This is a genomic window from Psychrobacter sp. CX18 (assembly GCF_057396215.1).
The window spans coordinates 17,191-33,914 of sequence record NZ_JBXYJH010000014.1; the positions used below are offsets into that span (position 1 = coordinate 17,191).

Here is a 16,724-nt window from a genome sequence, read left to right on the forward strand (position 1 = left end):
AGTCTTTTTATAAGACAAGGCATTTATAGATTAAGGTGGTATCTATGACAACTGTACTAAAGCCCATACCCTTAACCAAGCAAAACTTCAGACCCTTTGGTACCGTTATTGAACCCTATGATGAGGATCAAAAGACTGCCGACAATTGTTATGAAATAAATAACGGTTTTGCGACTCGTCACCATGCTATTGCTCAGGTTGCTCACGATGGTGGAGAGGTGGGTATGAGTATCTTTATCGCTAAACCTCGCGCCAATCCAATTCAATTAACGGTTATGGAGTATCATCCACTGGGTACGCAAGCATTTTTCTCCATGCAAGGAGAGGACTATATCATTGTCGTAGCACCTAAAGGTAAAGCCCCACAGTCTGCTGATGAACTGTCTGTTTTTTATGCTAGATCGGATCAAGGTGTTCAGTATGATGCGGGCGTGTGGCACCACCCGCTATTGGCTTTAAATAAAACCAGTGCATTCCTGGTCGTCGATAGGATTAACGGTGAGGGTAATAACTGTCATGAATTAGACATCAGCGACTGGCAAGTACAAATCACTATATGATGCTATAGTCGGCGAACTTATAAAGAGTCACGGCGTTAACCTCGTTAGGCCTACTCCAATAGTACTTGCACTCGGTTGCCTTGTAACTACTTTAAAGTTCTTTGACTATATGTGCCTTACTTCAACTCTCTAGCCTCTTCCCAACGCTACTATTTTTATAACGTCAATAAAAATTAACGGTTTACTTATCTGTACTACTGTACTAGAATGCTGAAACATTAAATTAACAACTTCACTCTTATGACGATTATGCCAAGACAAACTCATGCCTATCATAGCTTACTTAATCATCTGTCTCAAATGAACGACGCTGATGAAATAAATGCGCTTTTAAAGGCACTGCTCACTGATAAAGAACAGCTTGATATTACCAATCGTATCCTAATTTTTGATTTACTGAAGCAAGGCGTCACCCAACGTATTATATCCCAACAATTAGGGGTAGGTATTGCCACTGTTTCTCGCGGTGCAAAAGCGTTACAACAATTGGATAACGCAGTTATAGATGACATGTTAGCCACTCATCGCCAGTCAAATCACCAATAAAACGGAAAATAGTTATGACCAACCCTATAACGTCAAAGCAGCCACAAATGATTGAAATACCCAGTAAACCAATTCGAATTAAGCTCACTGAAGATATTGATTTTTTTGAATTATTTAAGCGTATCGAAGCAGAGTTTGATACCTGCTATCTTCTTGAATCTTTGGGTGCAGAAAGTCATATTTCTCGGCATCATGCCATTGGCTTTTCGCCTGCTATGACGATAACTGCTTCTGATCGTCATACTTTAAAGATCACAAACAATCGAAACGGTCATCGTGAAGAATATCATACAGAAAACCCCTATCAATTGTTACGTCAGATTACCCCGCAACACGTTATTGCCCGAGATCAAACCGGTGGTTTGGTTGGTTATCTAGGTTATGACAGTATAAATTTCTTTGAGCCCATTTTAAATGCCAAAACCAGTGATGATTTTGAGCCTTTTAAATTCGGCGTCTACTTAGACGGATTAACGTTAGACAAAATGACAGGTGAGATTTTCTATTTTTATTATCCGACTGAACTACAAAATAATCGCATTGAAAAAGTGAAGACTTTACTACAGGCGCCATGTCCTACCTATTCGACTACCAAAGTTGAATTTTTGGGCGATGGTATGAGTCGTGAAGAGCATGCTAAAGCGGTGATGAAGGTAAAAGAAGACATTATTTCAGGCCGTATATTTCAATGTGAGGTTGGCTTTAAGTCAAAGTATAAAATTATTGGTGATCATATTCCTATTTACGAAAAACTACGTCAGGTTAATCCCTCGCCGCATATGTATTTTATGAAATTTGGGGCTCAGCGTATTATTGGAGCTTCCCCTGAATTATTGTTTAGGTTGCGTCAGGGAGAGATGGAAACGTATCCATTGGCTGGTACCGCTAAGCGCGGCAAAGATGAGATTGAAGATCGCCAATTGGCACGTGTATTGTTAAATGATGCCAAAGAAATTGCTGAACACAATATGCTGGTTGATTTACACCGCAATGATATCGGACGTGTCGCTCGATTCGGTACGGTCAAAGTTCGCAATCTAATGGACATCAAACGCTATTCTCATGTTCAGCATATCTCATCTGAAATTGTGGGTATATTACACCCTGATGAGGATATGTTTACGGCATTGGCAAGTAATTTCCCAGCAGGTACTTTATCAGGCGCACCTAAAATAGAGGCCATTAAGATTATTAATGAGCTTGAGCCAGATGGACGCGGAGCTTACGGTGGTGCGGTAGGATCCTTTAATTTCAACGGTGATTGTATATTTGCGATTCCTATTCGTAGCCTGTTTATTAATAAAGACAATGCTTATGCTCAAACTTGCGGGGGAAATGTCTATGACTCAAATCCGGAAGATGAATACCTTGAAATTCAACGTAAGCTTTCAGCTATGAAAATAGTATTAGACAGTTTTATGTAAACTCTATTAGTGATATCGATTAACTCAATTTATAGTCAACACAAAACATAGGCAGAATATCAACATTTATTTAGACGATCGTTTATTTAGATTCTCTTTAAATGAAGGCGAGATAAATATTTAGCATGCGCTATTGATGAATTTAAAACCTTGGAATCCTTACAGATGAATGTACTAATAATTGACAACTACGACTCGTTTACCTTTAATTTGTACCAGTATGTCGGTGAAATACTGCAAACTGAAATTAACAATCATGACAATATCGTCAAGGTAACCGTAAAGCGTAATAATGAGGTTTCGCTTGAACAAGTCAAATCTCAGAATTACGATAGAATAATCATCTCACCAGGTCCTGGGTCTCCTGATGATCCAAAATACTTTGGGGTATGTAGTGAGGTTATTCGGGAGCTAGGTCCAACTATACCCTTGCTTGGCGTCTGCCTTGGTATGCAAGGTATTGCCCATGTGTTCGGTGGCGATGTGATACGTGCTGGCGTGCCTATGCACGGTAAAACCTCCCCTATTCGTCATGATGAACAAGGTGTTTATAATGGTCTGCCACAAGATATTGAGATAATGCGTTATCATTCATTAATGGTAAAAGCTGAAACCCTGCCAGAGTGTATGGTTGTCACTTCAGTAGTTGCAAACGACAATAATGAGTCGTTAAGTTTAAGTGAGCGAGCAAAAGCTGGTGACGAAATAATGGGATTGCGCCATAAAGACTACCCTATTCAAGGCGTTCAATTCCACCCAGAGTCCTTTGCTACTGAAGGTGCTAAAAGATTGCTAGCAAACTTTTTACTGCAAAAGTAATGACAAGCAGAAAACGTATATCTCATACAGAAAAATAACGCTTTAATGCCTAACAATTTTCTGGATTGACTAACCTTTTTTCCTCTTTCTTTATCATTTAGACAGGGGTTGAGGCAAAATAAAAAAGGGTTAGTGCCTAAAGGCACTAACCCTTTTTTATTTAAAAACAATTCAATGATTTAAAACGATCAACAAATAAAGCCATCAAATCATGAATGAATTATTTATAAGTATGAATCGTGTGAACAGAAGTGTATTCAGCTAACCCTTCTTCACCAAATTCAACACCGAAACCTGACTGCTTAACACCCCCAAAAGGCGCTATCGGTAATACCGCAGCATGGTTGTTAATCCAAACGGTACCACATTCCATTTTCTCAGCGACTTCATTGGCTTTAACCAAATCTTTTGACCAAACAGAACCGCCAAGGCCAATTTCAAGGCCATTTGCACCTTCAAGGGCTTCTTCGACATCACTGAACTTAATGATTGGCAGAATTGGACCAAACTGTTCAATATCGACCAGTTTTGCACCATCTTTAATATTATTGACTAACGTTGGGGGATAGAAATAACCGCTTTCATCCGTTACCTCACCGCCGCATAAGAAATTAGCACCAATTTTCTTAGCATCTTCAGCAAGATCTTTAACGATATTAAATTGCTGCTCATTTTGAAGTGGACCAAGATCCGTATCTTCATTTAAGCCATTACCGACTTTCATACTGGTTGCAATCTTAGTAAGGGCTTCGCATAGCTCATCATGTACCGCTTCATGAACGTATAAGCGTTTAAGAGCTGCACAAGTTTGTCCGTTGTTGATAAATGCAGAACCGAAAATCTTAGGAGCGATTTCTTCAACATCCACATCGTCTAACACGATACCGGCATCGTTACCGCCTAGCTCAAGGGTAAGACGTTTTAAGTTACCGGCGGCACTCTTCATGATGGCTTTACCAGTAGGAGTTGATCCAGTGAAAACAATTTTGCGGATATCTTCATGAGATGAAATCATGGCACCTAATTTGCCATCACCAGTAACAATATTCAGCACACCAGGTGGCAGGATATCATTAGCGATTTCTCCAAAGCGTAGCATCGTAAGAGGAGTCATCTCTGATGGCTTCATGACCACAGTATTTCCGGCTAACATTGCGGGAATGATATGCCAGATACTGATTAGTAAAGGATAGTTCCATGGTGTGATTGAGCCAACAACACCTAATGGTTTATGATGAACCTCTACTCTATAGGTATCATTATCTTCAATAATTTCAGGCTGTAATTCAAAATCTGCCGTGGTGCGTATCCATTGTAATGTACCACCGAATTCAAACCCTGCGCCTAAATTACCAAAACCTTTAAGAGGTTTACCTTGCTCTTTGGTCAATAAGGTTTGCAGCTCTTCACCATTCTCCTCAACCGCATCAGCAATTTTGTGCAATAGTTCGCGGCGTTCAGAATACTCAAGTGCTGACCAACTCGGAAAAGCAGCATTAGCTGCAGCGACTGCATCATTTAATTGATCTTCAGTGGCTTTAGGCGCGCGGCCTACTACAGACTTATCTGCTGGATTAATGACATCAAAATAGTCGGTGGTATCGACTAAATTCCCATTAATAACTAATTTATACTCTTTCATATTAAAAATCCTTATTTTTTTTAATTAATTAGTTCTAATTTTTAAATATTATTAATAAATTTATCTTAACGTTTAACCGAAAAATGTAATATCCGGTACACAATAGTATAAGCTTTAAGAGATAAGGACGTATATTAAAGATTTGCAAGTTGACGTTAAAAAATTTTAAAAAACATAACTTAGCCTAATGGCTTAGGAGCTTAAAAGTAAGAGTTACCCTGCTATTAAAAGATTTGTAAATAAATTTTGGAGGTAATTAGGCGGATAACTTGAGATTTTAGTTGGAGTGTTGGTATTCGAAATGTGATGTTCAACAAACTAACTATGTATCTAATTTATTAAGACGATATCCATATCGTCTGCTTGTCGTGATCATACCAAATGAGGTTTAACCACATCATTTGATAATGACACTTTACTATAGTACACCCTGTCAAATAACTCAATTTATGAATGACATAGTCACTAAACCTTAATACGCTGTAAAAATGCTCTGGTTCTAGGATGCTCAGAATGCTGAAACAGTTGCTCAGGAGGACCGACCTCGACGACATACCCATCTTCCATTAACATCACCACATCAGCGACATTACGAGCAAAATTAATTTCATGGGTGACAACAACCATCGTCCAACCTTCAGCTGCAAGCTGTTGCATGGTTTTTAACACCTCATTGACCAGCTCAGGATCTAGTGCAGACGTTGGTTCATCAAACAACAATAAATCAGGCTCTATCGCAAGCGCTCGTGCTATTCCCACACGCTGTTGTTGACCACCTGATAATTGAAAGGGGTATAAATCTACTTTGTCTGATAGACCTACTTTATCAAGAAGTTTTAGAGCCTTTTGCCGAGTCTTTTGTTTGTCTTCACCTTGAGCAACCACTGGCCCTAACATGAGGTTTTCTAACGCTGTCTTATGTGGGAATAGATTATACGATTGAAAGACCATGCCAGATTTTTTTTGAAGTTTGCGCATCAGCTGCTTCGATGGCTTAGCCTCAAAATCTACGTTTAAGCTGCCGTCAGTAAATTCAATAACGCCCTTCTCTGGTACTTCAAGCGCATTGAGACATCTTAAAAATGTGGTTTTCCCAGAGCCAGAAGGTCCGAGTATGACCACCACACTGCCCTTTTCTATATTTAAGTCAATGCCTTTGAGTACTTCATTATCCCCAAAGGCTTTGTGAATGTTGGATATTTTAATCATTTAATTATCCTAGAAGCATCTATAGTCAATGGATAAGGCACTATTTTGCAACATAGCGGTCAAGGCGAGTCTCTAATCGGCCTTGCAGGGTACTTAATGCCAGACAAATTACCCAGTAGATCAATGCCGCTTCTGTATACACCAGCATAAATTCATAGTTACGTGCGGTGATTATCTGAGCCTGTTTAAACATCTCGGTAACCAAAATTAAAGAGGCCAATGAAGTGTCTTTTACCAAACTAATAAACGTATTGGACAGTGGCGGTACGGAGACACGTAGTGCTTGCGGTAAGACCACATGGCGGAACGTTTGTAAGTAGGTGAGCCCGACGGTAGACCCCGCTTCCCACTGACCTTTTGGGATAGATAAAATAGAGGCACGTACTGTTTCAGACGCATAAGCACCTATATTTAGTGAGAAAGCGATAATTGCAGCAGGAAAAGGTTCTAACTTAACCCCAATGCTGGGTAATCCATAGAAAATAATAAACAGTTGCACCAACATCGGTGTACCGCGTATCGCAGAAACATAGACACGTGCCAAACGATAGGCAATCTTATGCCAAAGTGCTTGCCTTGGGACCACACGTATTAGGGCAACTACCAAGGCTATAGCCATTCCCAGCACAAATGATGCAATGGCCAAAGGGATAGAGTAATAGATAGCCCCTTTGAGCATCGGCCAAAAGGAATGAATAACGATATCTGCCCGCTCAGGTGACATAAACGGCAACACAGCGAGCAGATTTTTTAGTAATTCTAGCAAAGTTGAGATCATTGTTTACTGATATCCTCACCAAAGAACTCTTCACTTAGGCGAGTTAGGGTACCGTCTTCATGTAATTCTTGCATGGCTGTATTTAACTTTTGAACGACCTCATCGTTGCCTTTTAACAATACAAGACCTGATCCCGTTTGCTCTTCTTTTGGCGCTTTAAGTTTGATCTCTAAATCACTATTAGGGAATTTCTTCAAATAATCAAGCACCGCAAGATTGTCATTAATGGTAACATCTGCACGTCCCTGTTTAACCAGCTCAATGGCCTGTGCCATCCCTTCAACAGGGACAATCTCAGCACCATATTTCTCAGCCAATTCACCATAATTACTGCTTAAAGACTGAGCAGATTTAACACCTTTTAAGGACTCCCACGCGTTAAACCGATTGTCTGACTTCGGTGCCAATACAACAGCCCCAGACCAGCTATACGCGTCTGCTTTATCATACTTAGCCTTACGCTCTGGCGTGGTCAAGCTAACTTGGTTAGCCACCATATCAAAACGTTTGGCATCTAAACCTGCTAACATGGCATCCCACTGAGTTTCTTTAAAGTCAACTTTGACACCCAGTTTATCCGCCACTGCACGAGTCACTTCAACGTCATAACCGGTGAGTTTGTTTTGTTCATCATGGTAGGTATAAGGAGGATAAGTGCCTTCTGTGCCCACATTAATTACACCGCCATTATTGATACGGGTTAACAAGTCTGATTCAGTTGTAGCGTCAGTAGCGCTCGCTTCATCAGAAGGAGTTTGGTTACAAGCGGCTAGCAATACAGTACTAGCCATCAATATTGTTAACGTCTTAAACGTGGATAGCGTCTTTAATGAATTGAATGTCATGATGAATCCTTAATAAGTTAAAAAATGTTTGAAGTAAAGAAATACGTAATGAAATAAGTAATGAAATACAGGTTCTAAGCTTTAACGTTAAAAAATTGAACAGATTATAGATGGTAAAAAAATATACTGAAAGAAGTTGATGGGCATCTACAATAAGTTTTCAAGTGATTAGATTATTCCAAAATGGTATAACTATGACTTAAACCTATCTAAATGATATTTGCTATGTATGAATTTACTGACACGACTATACATAAGTCTAACGGTTGAATGGTTATAGTATCAGTCAACTATTAGTTATAATAGCCCACAATATTTGTTATAGCTCAATTTGTTACCGCTTAACTCAGATAAACTAATTTGATAAGCCATTAGGACTTATGTAAGTCACTGCATTTTAATTCCCAGTGGTTTTAAATTTTAATGCTACTTAATCCATAACAATTTTAGTAAACGCATCCAAAGTATAAGTTACCGTCAAATTTAAAAATAAAAGTTAAAAATAAAAGTTGAATCGAAGCAAGGATTTCATAATGATTAGTTTATTCGATATGTTCAAAATTGGAATCGGCCCATCAAGCTCCCATACTATGGGGCCGATGGTCGCTGCTGGCATGTTTATCGAAGAGTTAAAGTCGCATATTGAATTTAAAGACATTAAACGGGTAAAAGTCGATTTATATGGTTCACTTGCCTCTACCGGCAAAGGCCACGCAACTGATACAGCGTGTATTTTGGGATTATTGGGTTTTAAAGCCAATTTAATTGATACTACCAAAGTCACTGAATATTTATCGCCCGTACTTAACGACCATGTTTTAAACTTAGCTGGACAGCATAATATTGACTTTGATTACGAGACTGATATTGTTTGGCATCCCCAAACCAGTTTACCACACCACCCTAATGGTCTTAGCTTTACCGCCTTTACCTATGAGGGCAGCCGTACAGAAAAGAATACTCAAGATATTGAGGTATCTCATACTATAAATAATCAGGATAAGGGTCTAGCGGTTAGCAGAACTTACTATTCAATCGGTGGTGGGTTTGTCGCTACCGCAGAGGAGCTTGATAATCCCAACGCAGAGAATTTAGCAGACACTCATAATTCTCATGCTGCCGATAGTGTGGCAATAACCAGTGACAGTACTGTGCCCTACCCTTTTACAAATGGTAATGAGCTTTTGGAACAATGCAAAAAGCATAATTTGACTATCAGTGACATTATGTTGGCCAATGAGCTGTCATTGCGTGACGAGGAGACCATTTATCAATATCTAGATGATGTCTGGGAAGTAATGCAACAATGCGTTAAAAATGGCTGTGAAGGCAATGGTGTATTGCCTGGGGGTCTGAATGTTAAACGACGTGCCAGAACGCTCTATCAACAGCTACTTAGTGAGCTTGATAATCCAAAGAATCACAGTGATAAGTTAATGGCGATGGATTGGGTTGATTTATTTGCGCTAGCGGTTAATGAAGAAAATGCAAATGGTGGACGTGTCGTCACTGCCCCAACCAACGGTGCCGCTGGTATCATCCCAGCGGTACTCCACTATTATCGTGACTTCATATCTCATTATAGTCTGCAAGGGGTTCGTGAGTTTTTATTAACGGCCGCAGCTATCGGCACTATTATTAAACAAAATGCCTCAATCTCTGGTGCAGAAGTAGGCTGTCAAGGTGAAGTGGGCTCTGCATGCGCTATGGCAGCGGCAGGTCTTGCTCATGTCATGGGATTGACTCCCTCGCAGTGCACCAATGCAGCTGAGATTGGTATTGAACATAATTTAGGTCTAACCTGTGACCCAATCGGCGGATTGGTACAAATACCTTGTATTGAGAGAAATGCAATGGGTGCTGTTAAAGCAATCAACGCCGCACGGCTGGCAAGCCGAGGTGATGGTGAACACCATGTGTCTCTGGATAAAGCTATTGCAACGATGAAAGCCACGGGAGCGGATATGATGGATAAGTATAAAGAGACGGCGATGGGCGGGCTTGCGGTGCATGCTTATAACCCTAATGATGGCAGCATAGATGGATCACGTATTGAAATGGTTGAGGTCGGTGTAGGCTATCCGCAGTGTTAAAGATAATATCGTTTTTTATTTATTTGAGTTTTTTATAACGTTTAAACCAAAAAAGACCAGCTTCAAATGAAGCTGGTCTTTTTTATGCTATCTAGGATTCAGATAGCGTATATAAAAGCTGCTTTAGCAATTAACCGTTGCTGCTGCGACGTGCTGGACGGCCTTCGCCTGAGCGAGAGGGACCACCACGGCGTTGACCACTCGGTTTGCCTGCGCCACCTGAACCGGCTGGTTTACCACCGAAGCGACGACCTGAAGGTTTGTTGTCAGAATTACCAGAGCGTGCGCCTTCACTGTTAGAGGTCTTACCACGATAGCCACCGCCACCATTACCACCACGGCGATTACCAGCACCAGGACCACCACGGCGATTGCCACCACGACCACGTTTAGAGTCAGAACCTACTTTCATATCTTTGGTGTTTTTCTTAGGTTCCATGCCTTCTATTTCTAGAACAGGCATTGTACGTTTAAGATAACGGTTGATTGCTTCTAGTTGTGGACGATCATCAATGCTACAGATGTTAATGGCGATACCTGTACGGCCAGCACGGCCACTACGACCGATGCGATGCACGTAATCTTCTGTTTGACGGGGTAAATCATAGTTAAATACGTGAGTGATACCGCTCACATCAATACCACGAGCAGCAACGTCGGTTGCAACTAGTATGGTAATTTTACCCGCTTTTAAGTCATTAATGATACGAGTACGTTTCGCTTGTGGCAGGTCACCATGTAAGAAACTGGCTTTATGGCCTTGCTCTTTTAAGCTTTTTGCCAATGTTTCACAGCTACGCTTGGTCGCTGCGAATACAATAGCTTGATTAACGTCTTTTTGAGTCAATAGCGTATCAAGTAAACGATTTTTATGATTAAAATCATCTGCATAATAGACAGATTCATCAATGTGAGCCGTTTCAACTTTAATAGCGATACGTTCAGGGTTGTTAGTAAAGCTGGCTGCGATTTTGCCGACCGGTCCATCCCATGTAGCAGATGACATAATCGTTTGACGAGTTTTAGGCGCCGCTTTCATGACTTTTTCGATATCATCAGCAAAGCCCATGTCAAGCATGCGATCGGCTTCATCAAGAATTAGAATATCTAATTGTGATAAATCAATACGGCCTGAGTTCATGTGATCGATGAAACGACCTGGCGTTGCGATAATAACCTGAACACCTTTATTAAGTGCACGAATCTGACCACCGTAAGGAGCGCCACCAACTAAGGGTACACTAAAGATGTTACGAGTTTTTGAGCTATATTGACGTACGCTATCGCTTACTTGGTTAGCAAGTTCACGCGTTGGCGTTAAGATCACGGTGTGAACAACTTTATTAGTGGCTTTTTCACGAATGATTTTGTCAAGCATGGGAAGTACGAATGCAGCAGTTTTACCACTACCCGTTTGTGCAGATAGTAATAGGTCACGACCCGCCATAGCAGGTGGGATTGCTTGTGCTTGAATTGGGGTTGGCATTTCATAGCCACTTGCGGTTAGCGCATCGATAAGCTCAGGCGCTAGCTCTAAATCAACAAAGCTTAGATCGTCGTCAGTTTTAATGACGCCTTGAGCTTCATCGGTAGCAGTGTTTAATGCGTTATCAAGAGGATTAGAAGTATTAGTGTTTGAGTTGTCTAAATTCGACATAAATGTGTGTCCATTTTTTTTACTGGCACTATATTACTTTGCCAATGCTGATGGCAAATAGTGAACAGTTAGAAGTATAAGGCACAACACAGATAAGCGTTAATTAAATTGTACATCCGATGTACAGTTTAGCAACGTATTTTGGTGGTTGTTACCGTGAGTTTATTAGCCGGTATGACACTTATTTTTTAATAAATCATTTTATAAAAAAATTATGTAATTTAAGACTTTAAGTCTACTATTTCATAATGTCATGAATTTGGCTAATAGCAAAATCATCGGCAACAATTTTAAAAGGTGTCTTCTCCAGACGACAATTGCGGGCGATGTTATCAATCAGCAAGGCGCATAGTATAACACAACTAATTTTAATAGGTGGATTATTTTAAATTATCTTTTTAAAGTCAATCACCTACCATTTTTTGACTGTATTGATGACACTATATTTAGTAAATAGTGTTAGCCAGTTTATTTTGAATCTTTAACTGTCTTTAATAGGTGTCAATTCAAGCGCAACTGCCCTCTTTACTGCTGGACGGTCGGCTATTTTATTAGCCCATCGCTGTAAATGAGTATAACTTTGCACATCTAAGAACGTTCCTGCATTGTCATATAGCTCATCAAGCGCCAAACGTCCATACCACGGCCAGATAATCATATCGGCGATAGAGTAGCAAGCGTCCCCGTCACCTAACATGTATTCGTTATTCGCGAGGTGCTTATCCAAAACATCTAATTGACGTTTGGTTTCCATGCTAAATCTATCAATCGGATACTGCATTGGATATGGCGCGTAGTTATAAAAGTGACCAAATCCACCACCGACATAAGGGGCGCTTCCCATTTGCCACATTATCCAGCTTAAGCAAGTCGCTCGTTCATTGGGATTATCAGTCGCCAAAGGTATAAACCTTTCAAACTTCTCAGCCAAATACATCATTATTGCGCCAGACTCAAAGACATTCACAGGGACATCTTGATTGGTATAATCAACTAAAGCCGGAATTTTAGAATTTGGATTAATCTCAACAAAGTCTGAGCCAAACTGATCACCTTCCATGATATTAATTAAGAAGGCATCATACTCCGCCCCATTCACCCCCAACTCCGCCAACTCTTCAAGCAAGATGTTTATTTTAACGCCATTGGGTGTGTTAAGTGAGTATAGCTGTAGGGGGTTATTGCCTTTTGGTAGAGTTTGATGCTGTCTTGCCCCAGCTGTTGGTTTATTGGTGTTGGCAAACTTGCCGCCGTTGCCTTCCACAGGTTGCCATACTTTTGGAGGTGTATAGGCAGTATGGTTAGTAGTGGTTTGATTGTCTGATTGATTAGTAGGCTGGCTGTTTGACTCATTAATAGAAGTGGTATTCATAATTTATCCTTATTGTGAGGTTGTATTTTTTAGTTGTTATTAGTTTATATTGGCTAGTTTTTTAATTCTTGTCTTTTCGTATTATGATAATCTAATACAACTTAACATTAATTTAGGTAATATTAATTAAAAAATTTGATTAATATGCTGTATGCCTGGTCATTATGATATATATAGGAGAAGTTATAAAGAAAACATATTATAAAACTATACTTGAATACTCACATTTAAAACAAGATTAAGGACAATCTATCGTGACACGTTTTCAATTTGAAACCACAAATGGCGCCTACCCTGTTAATGTCAATATTAGCACCCCTTCCTCGGATCACATTGCTGATTCCAGTACTCAAAATAACAGTGTTCTAAATTACGGAGCTGAACATAGTGATGAGAGCAGAGCGTCAAAAACAACCCTTATCATGCTTAATGCGCTGGGCGTAACCATAAAAAAATATGACAAGCTTATAAAGGGGCTGACTGAAAAAGGGTTTACTGTTATCAGTGCCGATTATCCAAATTGTGGTGAAAATAAACCACATATAAAACGGGGCATTGATTACGGCTACGATGAACTGGTGAATCATTTTGTTCATGATTTGGTTCAAAAAGCCAAAGAATATGCGCCAAATAACGATATCGTATTAGTTGGTCATAGTTTGGGTGGGCATCTTGGTACAATTTATTCAGCCATTCACAATGTACCAATTATAGGTATCGCTTGTGGTAGTACCCATTATAAAAGCTGGCGGGGTCGTGGACGTATTAGAATATTGTCAGCGGTTGCCATCATTCAAGGTTTGATAAGACTTTATGGATTTCTACCAGGTTATAAGATAGGTTTGGGAGAGCGTGAAGCCAAAACGATGATGCACAATTGGTGCAGAATCGCTCTTACGAATAAATTTGATTTTATAACTCAACAAATGGATAGTAATAAAGGCCGTGGTTTATATATTAACATTATTGGCGATGACTTTGCTCCCTTAACAGCCACCCAAAAACTCGCCGATCTTTGTGCAACTTCTAATATTGTCAGAGTTAAGCTAGATGACGATCTTAAAGGTAATCAGCACGGCATTTGGGTTAAAAGACCAGATAAAGTGATTGAGGCTATTTATGAAAATTTGAAGTCAGTTTGAAGTTAGTAACTGACTAGATTGCATAAGGTTAATTTTAAATATCAAGCCTAGTATCAGCGCACTAACATTAACACTAAATAGTTGAAGAAGGTGTCATGATAATATAGACAATTGTTTATTCCCAATAAATAAACCTAAATATTTAGGTCTTCTTATGTCTAATAATTCATCAAGCTCAACTACTTCAAATATAGCGTCACCAACTCAAGATACTGATCCAAAAGTCAAACTCACGCCTAAACAAGCTAAGTTCCTGCCCTTTGTCATGGCAGTGGCTTTGTTTATGCAGATTCTAGACGCCACTATTCTAAATACGGCATTGCCACGAATGGCTGTTGCGCTCGGTGAGTCACCCTTAAAAATGCAGTGGGCGGTGATTAGTTATGCTCTAACTCTAGCCATTTTTATTCCAGTGAGTGGCTATCTTGCTGATAAATTCGGTACTCGAAAGGTATTTTTTGCATCTCTTATTATTTTCAGTATGGGGTCATTGTTTTGTGCGTTGTCTCCAACGCTTGATATCTTAGTCGCTTCAAGAGTCATACAAGGTATTGGCGGTGCAATGATGACACCCGTTGCTCGGTTGATTTTATTTAAGTCTTTTCCTCGGAATAAACTACTGACCGTTATGAATTATGCGGTAATACCCGCTCTTATCGCCCCATTAATCGGTCCATTGGTTGGAGGCTATATCGTAGAGTATGCCAGCTGGGAATGGATTTTTTTGATTAATATACCCATGGGTGCCTTAGGACTGGTGCTTGCACTAAAATTTGCGCCTGATTTATTTGAGAAAGTAGCGAAATTTGATTGGTTAGGTTTTGGATTATTTGCCTCTGCAGCCGCTTTATTAACTTTAGCGGTTGAGATGATTTCACGTCCTGAAGACACCGCACTTGCAATAGGATTTATTATATTAGGACTATCACTATTATTTGGTTATGCCGCTCATGCCAGAAGACATGCTGCACCTTTATTTCCATTATCATTATTTTCAGTGCGAACCTTTAAAGTCGGGATTATTGGTAATTTATTTACCCGCTTAGGTATCAGTGGCGTTCCTTATCTTCTACCTTTGTTATTACAGGTCGCTTTTCATTATACCCCTTCTCAAGCAGGCTGGTTACTAATGCCTATTGCCGCAGGTTCAATGGTTGTAAAGCCTTGGGTAAGCCCCATCATTCGTAAACTCTCTTATCGTAAGGTATTACTTTCCAATACAACTCTATTGGGTATTTTGATCATTATGATAGGACAGTTTGACGCCAGTATGCCTTGGTACTTTATAGCTCCTATTTTATTTATCATGGGGGGCTGTAACTCTTTACAATTTAGTGCGATGAACACCATTACTATTGGGGATTTAAAAGGGACTCAGACCAGTAGTGGTAATAGTTTGATGGCGGTAAACCAACAGTTGGCGATGAGTTTTGGACTGGCGTTCGGTGCGGCAGTGTTGGTCATCTTTAATGATCGCTTTAACTTTGAAACCACGACCGCATTTACCAGTACCTTCTGGGTAATGGGTATCATCACAATTTTGTCTGGCTTGTATTTCCTGCGATTAAATACTGATGACGGACAAGGTATGTATTAAACGTTAATTTTCGTCATATAGTATTTAGGTGCAATATTAATATTTATTTGGGTGAAATTATCGCAACTTTTCTGATCACAACCCGCCTAGATTTTTTCCTATCATTAATAATTGTAAAGGGATATTAATAGCCTCAATGACCACTCCTCTAGGGATGACCCCTACTTCAGCTTGGTTTGGCAGCCTTTCCTTATTTAACGTTCGAATGACTGCTGCTACACCGTCATCCAATTTATAGCTACTTTGAGCAGTCGCTAATGGCTGGTACATACCGCCTTCTAAATGAATTTGGCACCCATACTCTAAGATCAATTCCGATTGAATCGTTGAAGGGCTTTGCAGGTTCGTCTCATTGTTAAGACAAAGCGATCTGAAACCTGATTGTGCAATCATTTTAAAATCATCAGAAGAAGGGGTAAAAGTGACATTTAGAGTTATTTTAACGCTGTTGTCAGGGTATTTATCAATCAAAATCGGTTGTTTTAATTGTACGTTATGAGCGTTTAATGTCATTAACCGCTCAAGAGCCTCGTCACCTGATGAAATTAAGTAAGAGTAATTATCTCCCATTAGCACCATGCCCTTTTGCCTTACACCTTGATACATCGGATATCCAATATTACGAATAACATCTGTAGGCGCATCGTCATAACTAGTATCGATATCTTCAATATTATTTTTATTTAGGGATACACAACCACTCATAAATAGAGTTAATATAGTAATCACTATTATAAATGTGGCTTTAAAATTTAGAGCATTTAAATAACTCGATTTATGGTTTATTTTTAACATTATAGTCCTTTGGTGCTAGTAGAGATTCATCGTCATACTATTATTGTCACATTATGACTAAAATTTTATAAAGGCTAAATATTCACATTTTGGTCATACGTTGTTCATATTTCGTCTATATTAGCGTATCGCCATCTTAATTTTCACTACTGGTCATTTTAATACAGTATGTGGAATGAACTTTGCAAGTTCTATACTAAGGTTAAGTTCCTAAACAATATTAGATTTCTCTTACTTTAATCGAT

General features: G+C 39.5%; 14 protein-coding genes. 7 read left to right on the forward strand and 7 right to left on the reverse strand.

What is annotated here, in order from left to right:
• Positions 1-44: 44 nt before the first annotated feature.
• The 4 genes from AC2SLT_RS11260 to AC2SLT_RS11275 all read left to right on the forward strand — a co-directional run bounded on the left by AC2SLT_RS11260 (position 45) and on the right by AC2SLT_RS11275 (position 3,349).
• Complete coding sequence (locus tag AC2SLT_RS11260) at positions 45-560, forward strand: ureidoglycolate lyase (protein ID WP_486547744.1); 516 nt, start codon at positions 45-47, stop codon at positions 558-560.
• Positions 561-809: 249 nt separating this feature from the next.
• A complete protein-coding gene (locus AC2SLT_RS11265; RefSeq protein WP_486547745.1) occupies positions 810-1,106 on the forward strand; it encodes a Trp family transcriptional regulator in 297 nt (98 codons plus the stop codon).
• A 14-nt stretch (positions 1,107-1,120) separates the two neighbouring features.
• The gene (locus tag AC2SLT_RS11270) at positions 1,121-2,530 is read left to right on the forward strand and encodes an anthranilate synthase component I family protein (RefSeq protein WP_486547746.1); all 1,410 of its coding nucleotides are present in this window, start codon (positions 1,121-1,123) and stop codon (positions 2,528-2,530) included.
• Positions 2,531-2,695: 165 nt separating this feature from the next.
• Positions 2,696-3,349, forward strand: a complete 654-nt coding sequence (locus tag AC2SLT_RS11275) for an anthranilate synthase component II (protein ID WP_486547747.1) — start codon at positions 2,696-2,698, stop codon at positions 3,347-3,349.
• Positions 3,350-3,569: 220 nt separating this feature from the next.
• Here the strand turns inward: AC2SLT_RS11275 and AC2SLT_RS11280 are convergent, their stop codons facing one another.
• The 4 genes from AC2SLT_RS11280 to AC2SLT_RS11295 form a co-directional block, all read right to left on the reverse strand.
• The gene (locus AC2SLT_RS11280; protein ID WP_486547748.1) at positions 3,570-4,991 is read right to left on the reverse strand and encodes an aldehyde dehydrogenase family protein; all 1,422 of its coding nucleotides are present in this window, start codon (positions 4,989-4,991) and stop codon (positions 3,570-3,572) included.
• A gap of 465 nt (positions 4,992-5,456) precedes the next feature.
• A complete protein-coding gene (locus tag AC2SLT_RS11285) occupies positions 5,457-6,200 on the reverse strand; it encodes an amino acid ABC transporter ATP-binding protein (protein WP_486547749.1) in 744 nt (247 codons plus the stop codon).
• Positions 6,201-6,240: 40 nt separating this feature from the next.
• Positions 6,241-6,978: an amino acid ABC transporter permease gene (locus AC2SLT_RS11290; RefSeq protein ID WP_486547750.1), complete on the reverse strand. Its 738-nt coding sequence runs from the start codon at positions 6,976-6,978 to the stop codon at positions 6,241-6,243.
• Positions 6,975-7,823: an amino acid ABC transporter substrate-binding protein gene (locus tag AC2SLT_RS11295; protein WP_486547751.1), complete on the reverse strand. Its 849-nt coding sequence runs from the start codon at positions 7,821-7,823 to the stop codon at positions 6,975-6,977. The genes AC2SLT_RS11290 and AC2SLT_RS11295 overlap by 4 nt, the downstream gene beginning before the upstream one ends.
• A gap of 533 nt (positions 7,824-8,356) precedes the next feature.
• On the opposite strand from AC2SLT_RS11295, the gene AC2SLT_RS11300 reads away from it, so the two are divergent.
• Complete coding sequence (locus AC2SLT_RS11300; RefSeq protein ID WP_486547752.1) at positions 8,357-9,916, forward strand: L-serine ammonia-lyase; 1,560 nt, start codon at positions 8,357-8,359, stop codon at positions 9,914-9,916.
• Positions 9,917-10,046: 130 nt separating this feature from the next.
• Here the strand turns inward: AC2SLT_RS11300 and csdA are convergent, their stop codons facing one another.
• A complete protein-coding gene (gene csdA, locus AC2SLT_RS11305; protein ID WP_486547753.1) occupies positions 10,047-11,573 on the reverse strand; it encodes a DEAD/DEAH box helicase CsdA in 1,527 nt (508 codons plus the stop codon).
• Between the two features lie 481 nt (positions 11,574-12,054).
• Complete coding sequence (gene yghU / locus AC2SLT_RS11310; protein WP_486547754.1) at positions 12,055-12,945, reverse strand: glutathione-dependent disulfide-bond oxidoreductase; 891 nt, start codon at positions 12,943-12,945, stop codon at positions 12,055-12,057.
• A gap of 254 nt (positions 12,946-13,199) precedes the next feature.
• Here yghU and AC2SLT_RS11315 point away from each other — a divergent pair, with 254 nt between their 5' ends.
• Together AC2SLT_RS11315 and AC2SLT_RS11320 are read left to right on the forward strand one after the other, a co-directional pair.
• Entirely contained in the window at positions 13,200-14,087 is an 888-nt protein-coding gene (locus tag AC2SLT_RS11315; RefSeq protein ID WP_486547755.1) for an alpha/beta fold hydrolase, read from the forward strand.
• A 154-nt stretch (positions 14,088-14,241) separates the two neighbouring features.
• The gene (locus tag AC2SLT_RS11320) at positions 14,242-15,684 is read left to right on the forward strand and encodes a DHA2 family efflux MFS transporter permease subunit (protein ID WP_486547756.1); all 1,443 of its coding nucleotides are present in this window, start codon (positions 14,242-14,244) and stop codon (positions 15,682-15,684) included.
• A 75-nt stretch (positions 15,685-15,759) separates the two neighbouring features.
• Here AC2SLT_RS11320 and AC2SLT_RS11325 read toward each other — a convergent pair whose 3' ends face one another.
• Complete coding sequence (locus AC2SLT_RS11325; RefSeq protein WP_486547757.1) at positions 15,760-16,479, reverse strand: YidX family protein; 720 nt, start codon at positions 16,477-16,479, stop codon at positions 15,760-15,762.
• Between the last annotated feature and the right edge of the window lie 245 nt (positions 16,480-16,724).

Excerpts from the sequence above, each read along its gene's own strand:
- AC2SLT_RS11260 (WP_486547744.1), top strand. The coding sequence starts at position 45 with ATGACAACTGTACTAAAGCCCATACCCTTAACCAAGCAAAACTTCAGA.
- AC2SLT_RS11265 (WP_486547745.1), top strand. The coding sequence starts at position 810 with ATGCCAAGACAAACTCATGCCTATCATAGCTTACTTAATCATCTGTCT.
- AC2SLT_RS11270 (WP_486547746.1), top strand. The coding sequence starts at position 1,121 with ATGACCAACCCTATAACGTCAAAGCAGCCACAAATGATTGAAATACCC.
- AC2SLT_RS11275 (WP_486547747.1), top strand. The coding sequence starts at position 2,696 with ATGAATGTACTAATAATTGACAACTACGACTCGTTTACCTTTAATTTG.
- AC2SLT_RS11280 (WP_486547748.1), bottom strand. The coding sequence starts at position 4,991 with ATGAAAGAGTATAAATTAGTTATTAATGGGAATTTAGTCGATACCACC.
- AC2SLT_RS11285 (WP_486547749.1), bottom strand. The coding sequence starts at position 6,200 with ATGATTAAAATATCCAACATTCACAAAGCCTTTGGGGATAATGAAGTA.
- AC2SLT_RS11290 (WP_486547750.1), bottom strand. The coding sequence starts at position 6,978 with ATGATCTCAACTTTGCTAGAATTACTAAAAAATCTGCTCGCTGTGTTG.
- AC2SLT_RS11295 (WP_486547751.1), bottom strand. The coding sequence starts at position 7,823 with ATGACATTCAATTCATTAAAGACGCTATCCACGTTTAAGACGTTAACA.
- AC2SLT_RS11300 (WP_486547752.1), top strand. The coding sequence starts at position 8,357 with ATGATTAGTTTATTCGATATGTTCAAAATTGGAATCGGCCCATCAAGC.
- csdA (WP_486547753.1), bottom strand. The coding sequence starts at position 11,573 with ATGTCGAATTTAGACAACTCAAACACTAATACTTCTAATCCTCTTGAT.
- yghU (WP_486547754.1), bottom strand. The coding sequence starts at position 12,945 with ATGAATACCACTTCTATTAATGAGTCAAACAGCCAGCCTACTAATCAA.
- AC2SLT_RS11320 (WP_486547756.1), top strand. The coding sequence starts at position 14,242 with ATGTCTAATAATTCATCAAGCTCAACTACTTCAAATATAGCGTCACCA.
- AC2SLT_RS11325 (WP_486547757.1), bottom strand. The coding sequence starts at position 16,479 with ATGTTAAAAATAAACCATAAATCGAGTTATTTAAATGCTCTAAATTTT.